Origin of the sequence: Paraburkholderia sp. (assembly GCF_047605525.1) — a bacterium.
Taxonomy (GTDB): Bacteria; Pseudomonadota; Gammaproteobacteria; order Burkholderiales; family Burkholderiaceae; genus Paraburkholderia.
Map to the genome: position 1 here is coordinate 1 of NZ_JASGFN010000057.1, position 8633 is coordinate 8633.

Annotated in this window: 8 protein-coding genes; 3 read left to right on the forward strand and 5 right to left on the reverse strand. The window is 64.7% G+C overall.

Going from position 1 to position 8633, the window contains the following annotated elements; genetic code table 11:
- Positions 1–420: 420 nt before the first annotated feature.
- A complete protein-coding gene (locus QM685_RS36460) occupies positions 421–1824 on the forward strand; it encodes an OFA family MFS transporter (protein ID WP_415124333.1) in 1404 nt (467 codons plus the stop codon).
- Between the two features lie 10 nt (positions 1825–1834).
- Complete coding sequence (locus tag QM685_RS36465; protein WP_415124335.1) at positions 1835–1963, forward strand: MFS transporter small subunit; 129 nt, start codon at positions 1835–1837, stop codon at positions 1961–1963.
- A 69-nt stretch (positions 1964–2032) separates the two neighbouring features.
- Here the strand turns inward: QM685_RS36465 and QM685_RS36470 are convergent, their stop codons facing one another.
- Positions 2033–2458: a DUF3830 family protein gene (locus QM685_RS36470; protein ID WP_415124337.1), complete on the reverse strand. Its 426-nt coding sequence runs from the start codon at positions 2456–2458 to the stop codon at positions 2033–2035.
- Between the two features lie 402 nt (positions 2459–2860).
- Entirely contained in the window at positions 2861–3772 is a 912-nt protein-coding gene (locus QM685_RS36475; RefSeq protein ID WP_415124339.1) for a helix-turn-helix domain-containing protein, read from the reverse strand.
- Between the two features lie 182 nt (positions 3773–3954).
- On the opposite strand from QM685_RS36475, the gene QM685_RS36480 reads away from it, so the two are divergent.
- Positions 3955–4956 (forward strand): autoinducer binding domain-containing protein, encoded by a 1002-nt coding sequence (locus QM685_RS36480; RefSeq protein WP_415124341.1) that lies wholly within the window; start codon positions 3955–3957, stop codon positions 4954–4956.
- 99 nt (positions 4957–5055) lie between these two features.
- Here the strand turns inward: QM685_RS36480 and QM685_RS36485 are convergent, their stop codons facing one another.
- From QM685_RS36485 to QM685_RS36495, 3 genes are all read right to left on the reverse strand, one after another.
- Entirely contained in the window at positions 5056–6471 is a 1416-nt protein-coding gene (locus QM685_RS36485) for an amidase (RefSeq protein ID WP_415124343.1), read from the reverse strand.
- Between the two features lie 72 nt (positions 6472–6543).
- Positions 6544–7305, reverse strand: a complete 762-nt coding sequence (locus QM685_RS36490) for an ABC transporter permease (RefSeq protein WP_415124345.1) — start codon at positions 7303–7305, stop codon at positions 6544–6546.
- Positions 7302–8228 (reverse strand): ABC transporter ATP-binding protein, encoded by a 927-nt coding sequence (locus QM685_RS36495; protein WP_415124347.1) that lies wholly within the window; start codon positions 8226–8228, stop codon positions 7302–7304. Before QM685_RS36495 ends, QM685_RS36490 begins: the two co-directional genes overlap by 4 nt.
- Positions 8229–8633 lie beyond the last annotated feature (405 nt).

Genomic DNA, 8633 nt, shown 5'->3' on the forward strand with positions numbered 1-8633 from the left:
CGACTGAGACTCACTGACCCATCCGTCCGCGGCATGCCGGGCCGGCGCGGCGAACATCGCCGCGCCGGCCCGTTCGTTTCTGGCCGTTCTTTTTTACGGCTTCGTTGATCCGTTCGTTCCGGCCCACGGCTTGCCGCAACCGGCGGCCGACCTCTCATTTATCGCGACGAGAAAGCTGCATTTCCCACGATTTGCGCAATGCGCCGACCTGACAGCGAGGTTTCATCGGGATCACACCTTATGTCTTCGTACCTCATATTGCGAAGCCGCCGTCCACGTCCTATTGTCGAGCGAGGCGCGATTTTCGGTAAATGGGCCCAGGTCATATGAAATAAAAATACATATAGAAACGGCACCACGCCCCGCACGTATCGGGCGCCGATAACAGAACAACAGAACAATTCCTCAAGGAGACTGACCATGAGCAGTATCAGCGAGCCGGACGGCCAGCGAGGTTCCGCCCCGTTCTTTTCCAAACAGGCCACAGTCGCGCAATCGGGTTTTTCACGCTGGATGGTGCCGCCCGCCGCGCTCGCCGTGCATCTGTGCATCGGCCAGGCATACGCATTCTCGGTGTTCAATGGACCGCTCACGAAAGTGATCGGCATCACGCAGTCCGCGCCCGATGACTGGTCGCTGACCGCGCTCGGCTGGATCTTCTCGCTCGCGATCGTGTTCCTCGGTTTGTCGGCGGCATTCGCCGGCAAATGGCTCGAACACGTCGGCCCGCGCCGCACGATGTTCACCGCCGCGTGCTGCTTCGGCGGCGGCTTCCTCGTGTCGGCGCTCGGCGTATATCTGCATCAGCTCGTACTGCTCTATCTCGGCTACGGCGTGATCGGCGGCATCGGGCTCGGCCTCGGCTACGTGTCGCCGGTGTCGACGCTGATCCGCTGGTTCCCGGACCGCCGCGGCATGGCGACCGGCATGGCGATCATGGGCTTCGGCGGCGGCGCGATGATCGCCGCGCCGCTTTCCGTCGCGCTGATGAACCATTTCCACAGCGCGACGAGCGTCGGCGTCGCCGAGACTTTCATCGTGCTAGGCATCGTCTATTTCATCTCGATGACGATCGGCGCGCTCGCGATCCGCGTGCCGCCGACGGACTGGAAGCCGGCCGGCTGGACGCCGCCCGCGGCAACGCAGAACCGCCTGATCTCGCGCAACCACGTGCATATCGACCAGGCGCTGAAGACGCCGCAGTTCTACCTGATCTGGCTCGTGCTGTTCCTGAACGTGACGGCCGGCATCGGCATTCTCGGCCAGGCGTCGGTGATGATCCAGGAAAGCTTCAGGAACACGGTGACGGCGGCCGCGGCGGCCGGCTTCGTCGGCCTGCTGTCGCTGTTCAACATGGGCGGGCGTTTCGTGTGGGCGTCGGCATCGGACTGGATCGGCCGCAAGAACACCTACTTCGTGTTCTTCGTGCTCGGCGCGGTGCTGTACTACCTCGTGCCGGGCTTTGCCGCGAACGGCCAGATCGCGCTGTTCGTGCTGACGTATTGCGTCATTCTGTCGATGTACGGCGGCGGCTTCGCGACGGTGCCGGCCTATCTCGCCGACATGTTCGGCACGGCGTTCGTCGGCGGCATTCATGGACGTCTGCTGACCGCGTGGGCCGCGGCCGGCGTCGCGGGTCCGGTGCTCGTCAATTACATCCGCGCGTATGAAGTCGCGAATGGCGTCGCGAAAGCGGATGCGTACACGATGACCGTGCACATCATGGCCGTGCTGCTCGTGATCGGCTTTATCTGCAACCTGCTGGTCAAGCGCGTGGACGAGAAACACCACATGACCGACGCACAAGTCGCCCGAGGCGCTTGAGGAGATCCCTATGTCGACCGTTCAAACCGCTCATCCGACCAACAAGGCGAAGCTCGTCGTGTTCTGGCTCTACGTGATGATTCCGCTCGCGTGGGGCGTGTTCAATACGCTGTCGCAGGCGATGAAGCTGTTCAAATGAAATAACGCGCACCGTCCGTTCGGGCGGTGCGGTGCGAACAGTGCTTTGAAAAGAGCCCGCTCCTGCCACTCAGACCTTCTCGAACACCACGTCCTGCGCGCCTTCCCACAGCACCTTCACGCCGAGCTCGCGCAGCTTCTCCCTGCCTTCGACGATCGTCAGGAAATGATTGCCCGCGAGTTGCCCCATCTTGCTCGCGAAACAGCACGAACCGTACGCGAGGATGATTTCGGTCTCGCTATAGCCGCCCGGATAGAACAGGATGTCGCCGACCGACGGGTGGCTCGTGTGATTCTCGAAGCCGACCGCGACGCCGTCGTTCTCGAGCCTGAAATCGCCGAGCGGCACCCAGCAGCCCTCGCCGCTCCAGCGCACGTGAATCAGCTTCTGGCGGTACGGCAGCAGCTTCAGGAAAGCGGCCACCGTCCGCGGCGCATCGGGATGGGTTTCGGCGATAAAGGTGTGGCCGCAGGCGGTCATTTTGAGTCGGGTCATCGCTGGATATCCGGTATCGGGTTAAAAGGCGGGTTTGCTCAGGATGGTCGGTCGGACGCGGCTTGGGCGAAGCGTTGCGAGTGCCATTCTGTCGTCCGGTGCAAGGCTTCGACAGATACAGTTGACCGCGCTCCGGTCAGGCCAGTTAGACCTCATGCCGCGCGCGTCGCCGGCCCGGCCGCAAGGCCTTGCGCAGCCGGCCATGCCAGCTTGCGCCACGCGCCGCCACGAAAGTTCGTAGTTTGCAAGCCGCGCAATGCACAGCACACTGCGCAAGTGCGCGATTCCCGCCGCGGGGCGGTTGGCGCGACGGCTTCGACGCGCATTCAACGGCTCGTGCCGGCCACCCCCCGCATGATCGCGCGCGGCGGAGCGGCTGCGGTATTCGTATAACCGCGCGTACTAGCCGCGCAACCGGTAGGCGAGCGGCGTCACGCCATAGCCACGCTTGAACTGCACGGAGAAATGACTGGCATTCTCGAACCCAACCCCCAGCGCAATTTGCAGCACCGTTTGATCCGTGGCGCGCAGCAGCCTCGCCGCTTCCTCGAGCCGCAGGCGCGTCACGAACTGATGCGGCGTTTCGCCAGTCTCGCGGCGAAACACCCGCGCAAAATGAAAACTGCTTAGCCCGGCCTGCGTGGCCAGTTCGGCAATCGCCAGATCTTCGGCGAGATTGGCGCGGATGTAGTCGGTCACCCGGCGAATCCGCCGCGGCACCAGCCGTTCGGGCCGCGTGGACTCCGCGTGCGGCGTGGCGTTGCCGCGCGAATAATGCTGCAGCAGATGCGCGGCGAGCGCGTGAACCAGCGTATCGACATACAGACGCGAATCGGCCGGATCGCGGGCGGCGCGATGCAGCGCGGCAAGCATCGCGGCGACCAGCGGATCGTGGAAGCGCATCGCGTCGCCGGGCGACAGTCCGCGCGACGCATCCAGCCCCATCTGCTGCGCGACGCTGTCGATCAACGCGCGCTCGATGTGCACGTGAACGGTCGACAGCGGCTCATCGCCGATCGAATGCCAGCGCCATGAAATCGGCGCGGACGGCACGAACCACAGGTCGTTCACGCGCATGTCGGCGCTTTCCCAGCGGCCGTTCAGATTGCGTTCGAGATGCTCGGCGCCGCTCGCCAGCGTCATCAGCGTGAAGTCCCGCAAGCCGGGGGCTTCGAGCAGTTCCTGCCTCGCCGGCTCGAGATACGAGCGCAGCACGAGGTGCCGCCACTCGCGATCCACGCTCGACACGAGTCGCTGGCCGGCCATGTAGCGGTCGTATGCGAGCGTCGTCGTGAGCTTTGGAATCCGTGCCATCCCGTCCCTTCGAAGGAGGTGTCTGATGAAAGAAGAAACTCCGCCGTACCAGCGTTGCCGGTCCACTATCAGCGCAAGATCGCAAAAATGATAGCAAGGAACCGGCTACCGTCATTTCAGAAAATCGCTAATCATTGAGGTTGTCGTCTTTCACGCGTTTAGAACGCCGGAGCTACCGTTTCATGGAACATGAATGCGATACGCTGCCGCAGTGGCTGACCGGCTCGCCGCAAGGCGAAGCCGGGCACGCGTCGGCAGCATACCCACCAGCGGCATCCGCACACCCGGCCTACCCGGCCGCCATGCGGCACGCCGTGAAGTCAGCCCACGCGGCTGAAGCATCGAAGACGTCCGTGCGCGCCACGTCCGGCGCGGCACGCAGTGGCTTTCTGACCCTGTTCACCGAGGAGGAGATCGGCACGCCGTCGCCCGCCGCGCGCCGGGCCGCGCCGCTCATCAGTCCGCTCGGACGTTTCGGCAGCGCGCAGGACCGCATGGAATTCGTGCGTCAGCGCATCAGGCAACTGGGCTTCGACTCGTTCAGCTACACGGCCACGCGCACGTCGTCGCATCACAAGACGATGTTCGTGCTGACGAGCTACGAGTCGCAGGCGTGGCTCACGCGCTATTTCCGCGAGCGCTATTTCGAGCTCGATCCGCGCGTCGCGCTCGCGTCGCCGACCGGCCTGCCGTTTCTGTGGAATACCGCCGACATGCGCGCCGAGCTGCCGCGCGCGCAATTGCGCAGCGAGCGGCTCGGCGGCCTGATCGACATGCTGGAAGCCACCGGCCGCAAGAGCGGGATCCTCACGCAGATGCCGCTGCCAGAGCCGGAACTCTCCGCGAGCCTGTGCTTCAACTCGGAGATCGGCAACCCGCGCTGGATGACCGAATCGATCGTCGCCGAAACGCTGATGTTCGCGCACGCGATCCACGAGTTCATCTGGACGCACGCGAAAAGCGTGATCGGCATCGCGCCCGCGCAGCAGCAGCGCGTGGCGCTCAGCAAGCTGCAGCATGCGGTGCTGAAAGCGGTCGTGCAGGGGCAGCGGGACAAGGAAATCGCGTATTTCCTCGGCCTGTCGCCGCATAACGTCGACTATCACCTGCGCCGCCTGCGGCAACTGTTCAACGTGCGCAACCGTGTGCAGTTGATCAACGTCGCGCAGGCGTACGTGTCGTAGTCGGCACCGCGCAGCGTGAGCGTAAAAAGGGCGTGACGGCGCGGCCGTCACGCCCTTTCTTTTTGCCCGGCGCATGTTCAGCGCACGTTCGGCGGATGCTCAGAACGCCTGCGGCTTGCCGGTCGCCCATTCGCCGATGATCTCCTCGAACGCACGCGCCGCCGACAGCAACGCCGCCTCGCCACGCGCGCGGCCGACGATCTGGATGCCCACCGGCAGGCCGCTCGCGCTCATTCCGCACGGAATCACGATGACCGGCATGCCGGTCAGCGTCAGCGCATAGGTGATCGCGAGCCAGTCGATATAGGTGTCGAAGTGCCGGCCCGCGGCCTCGCGCACGTCGCGCGCTTCGACCGGAAACGGCAGCACGATCGACGCCGGGCAAATCAGCACGTCGTAGCGTTGCAGCAGCGCGTTCATCCGGTAGAACAGCTCGGCGCGCGTGCGATGCGCGGAACGCATCGCGCGGTTGTCGAGTTGCAGACCGAACTCGATGTTCCAGATCACGTTGGGGTTTAGCACGTCGCGATGCCGCGCGAGCACGTCCTCGTAGTTCGTCGCATAGGCAATGCCGCGCAACGTATGAAATGCCTGCGTGGCCGCGCCCAGGTCGATGTCGCTTTCGTCGACGCCGATGCCGTGCGCGGCGAACCGGTCCATCGTCTTTCGGCAGATCGCGAGAATTTCCGGCTCGGCGGTGGCGATGCCGAGCCCCGCGCTGAACGCGACACGTGCCGGCGGGCGCGGGCTGCGCGCATGCGCGAGAAACGGCGTCGCCGGTTCGGCGAGCGACAGCGGCGCGCCGTCGACTTCGCCGCACATCGCGTCGAGCAGCAGCGCGGTATCGGTCACGTTGCGCGCCATCGGCCCGTGGATGCTGAGCGTGCCGTACGGATCGGCGGCCGGTGCGTACGACACGCGCCCCGGCGTCGGACGCATGCCGACCACGCCGCAGAACGCCGACGGCGTGCGCAGCGACCCGGCGAGATCGGAGCCTTGCGCGACCCATGCGGTGCCGGACGCGAGCGCGGCCGCCGCGCCGCCCGACGAACCGCCCGCCGAGCGCGCCAGGTCCCACGGATTGCGCGTGATGCCGAACACGCTGTTGTACGTATGACCGCCCGAACCGAATTCGGGCGTGTTCGACTTCGCGTAGACCACCCCGCCGCGCGCTTCGAGATGCGTGACGCCGGCATCGGACGTGTCGGGAATCCGGTCGCGATAGACGAGCGAGCCGCGCGTCGTGCGCACGCCGGCCACGTCGGTCAGGTCCTTGATCGGCACCGGCAAGCCGCACAACAGGCCGCGCGCGGCGACCGGCTTCTTCAGCAGCGCGTCGGCATGCGCATGCGCGCGCTCGAAACACAGCGTGGGCAGCGCGTTGACCCGCGGCTCGACGCGCTCGACCTGCGCGGCGAGCGTATCCAGCAGATCATGCGGACTCACCTGCTGCTCGCGCAGCAGGTCGACGATATCGCATGCGCTTCGCCCGATCAGACTCAAATCAATGGACATGATGGCTCCAGTGGCGAGGATGAGCGTCAGTGTCGCATGCCGCGTGCGGCGGCGCAGCCCGCGCAACCACCGTCAGCTCTTGAGCCGGTAGCCGGTCCTGAAGATCCAGCCGACGATCGCGAGAAACACCGCGAGAAACAGCAGCGTCATGCCGAGGCTGAGCGCCACGTCCACGTCGCCGAGCTCGAAGAAGCTCCAGCGAAAGCCGCTGACCAGATACACGATCGGATTGAACAGCGTCACGCCGCGCCAGAACGGCGGCAGCATGTTTACCGAATAGAAGCTGCCGCCGAGAAACGTCAGCGGCGTAACGATCAGCAGCGGCACCAGTTGCAGCTTCTCGAAACCGTCCGCCCAGATACCGATGATGAAACCGAGCAGACTGAACGTAAGCGCCGTCAGCACGAGAAACAGCACCATCCAGAACGGATGCATGATCTGCAACGGCACGAACAGTCCCGCCGTCGCGAGAATGATGAGCCCGAGCAGAATCGACTTCGTGGCCGCCGCGCCGACGTAGCTGATGACGATCTCGAGGTACGACACCGGTGCCGACAGCAGTTCGTAGATCGTGCCGGTAAAGCGCGGAAAGTAAATCCCGAACGACGCGTTCGCAATACTTTGCGAGAGCAGCGACAGCATGATGAGCCCCGGCACGATGAACGCGCCGTAGCTGATGCCCTCCACTTCCTTGATGCGCGAGCCGATCGCCGAGCCGAACACGACGAAGTAAAGCGACGTGGAAATCACCGGCGCGATGATGCTCTGCGTCAGCGTGCGCCACGTGCGCGCCATTTCGAACTTGTAGATCGCGCGCATTGCGTAGATGTTCATTGGTCCCCCCGGAGCAGGCTGACGAAAATATCCTCGAGCGAACTCTGCGTCGTGTGCAGGTCCTTGAAACGGATGCCGGCGGCGTCGAGCGCCTCGAGCAGCGCGATGATGTCGGTGCGCCCGCCGTCGCCTTCATAGGTGTGGATCAGCTCGTTGCCGCCCTTCGCGAGCGCGAGCGCGTAACCGGCGAGCGAAGCCGGCACCGCGTCGAGCGGGCTCTCCAGTTGCAAGGCCAACTGCTTCTTGCCGAGCTTGCGCATCAGTTCGGTCTTCTCCTCGACCAGCATGATCTCGCCGGCATTGATCACGCCGATGCGGTCGGCCATCTCCTCGGCCTCCTCGATGTAGTGCGTGGTGAGGATGATCGTCACGCCGCTGCCCGTGAGCGAGCGCACGAGCTTCCACATGTCGCGCCGCAACTCGACGTCGACACCCGCGGTCGGTTCGTCGAGAAACAGCACGCGCGGCTCGTGCGACAGCGCCTTCGCGATCAGCACGCGGCGCTTCATGCCGCCCGACAGCGTCATGATCTTGTTGTTGCGCTTCTCCCATAGCGACAGGTCGCGCAGCACCTGCTCGATGTAGGCGGGGTTCTTCGGCTTGCCGAACAGGCCGCGGCTGAACGATACGGTGGCCCAGACGGTTTCGAACGCGTCGGTGGTCAGCTCCTGCGGCACGAGGCCGATCAGCGAGCGGGCGGCGCGGTAGTCGGCCGCGATGTCGTGGCCATCCACCGTCACGCTGCCTTCGCTCGGGTTGACGATGCCGCAGATGATGCTGATGAGGGTGGTCTTGCCCGCGCCGTTCGGGCCGAGCAACGCGAAGATTTCTCCACGATTGATTGCCAGAGTGATGTTCTTCAGTGCCTGAAAACCGCTGGCATAGGTTTTCGACAGATTCTTGACCGAGACGATTGGCTGCATGGATTCGACGATGGCAGACACCGTTGTTGAATGAGGGGAAAAGACGCGCCCGCGCGCGCCGCATCCGCAATGTAATGGAAAGTGCGAAAGCGTGCAGCACGCGGGAACGGCGCGCCCGGTGTTATTCGGGCTTTTCGGTCTCCGCTCGGGAACGGCCGATGCTCGCCGCGCCGCGTGCGTCGGCGGCATGCAAGGCATAGCGCTTGCGGCAGTGATGCATGTGAGCGGCAGCGCGCTTGCATGACATCAACCCCTTTTCGTGGAGACGAATCATGAAACGCATAACCAGGACTATTTTTGCTTCGGCGCTCGTGATGGCGCTGTCGGGCGGCGTGTACGCGCAGGCCGCCGGTGGCGGAGCGGGCGGTGCCGGCGGCGGCGCGGGCAGCGGCAACGGGATCGGCG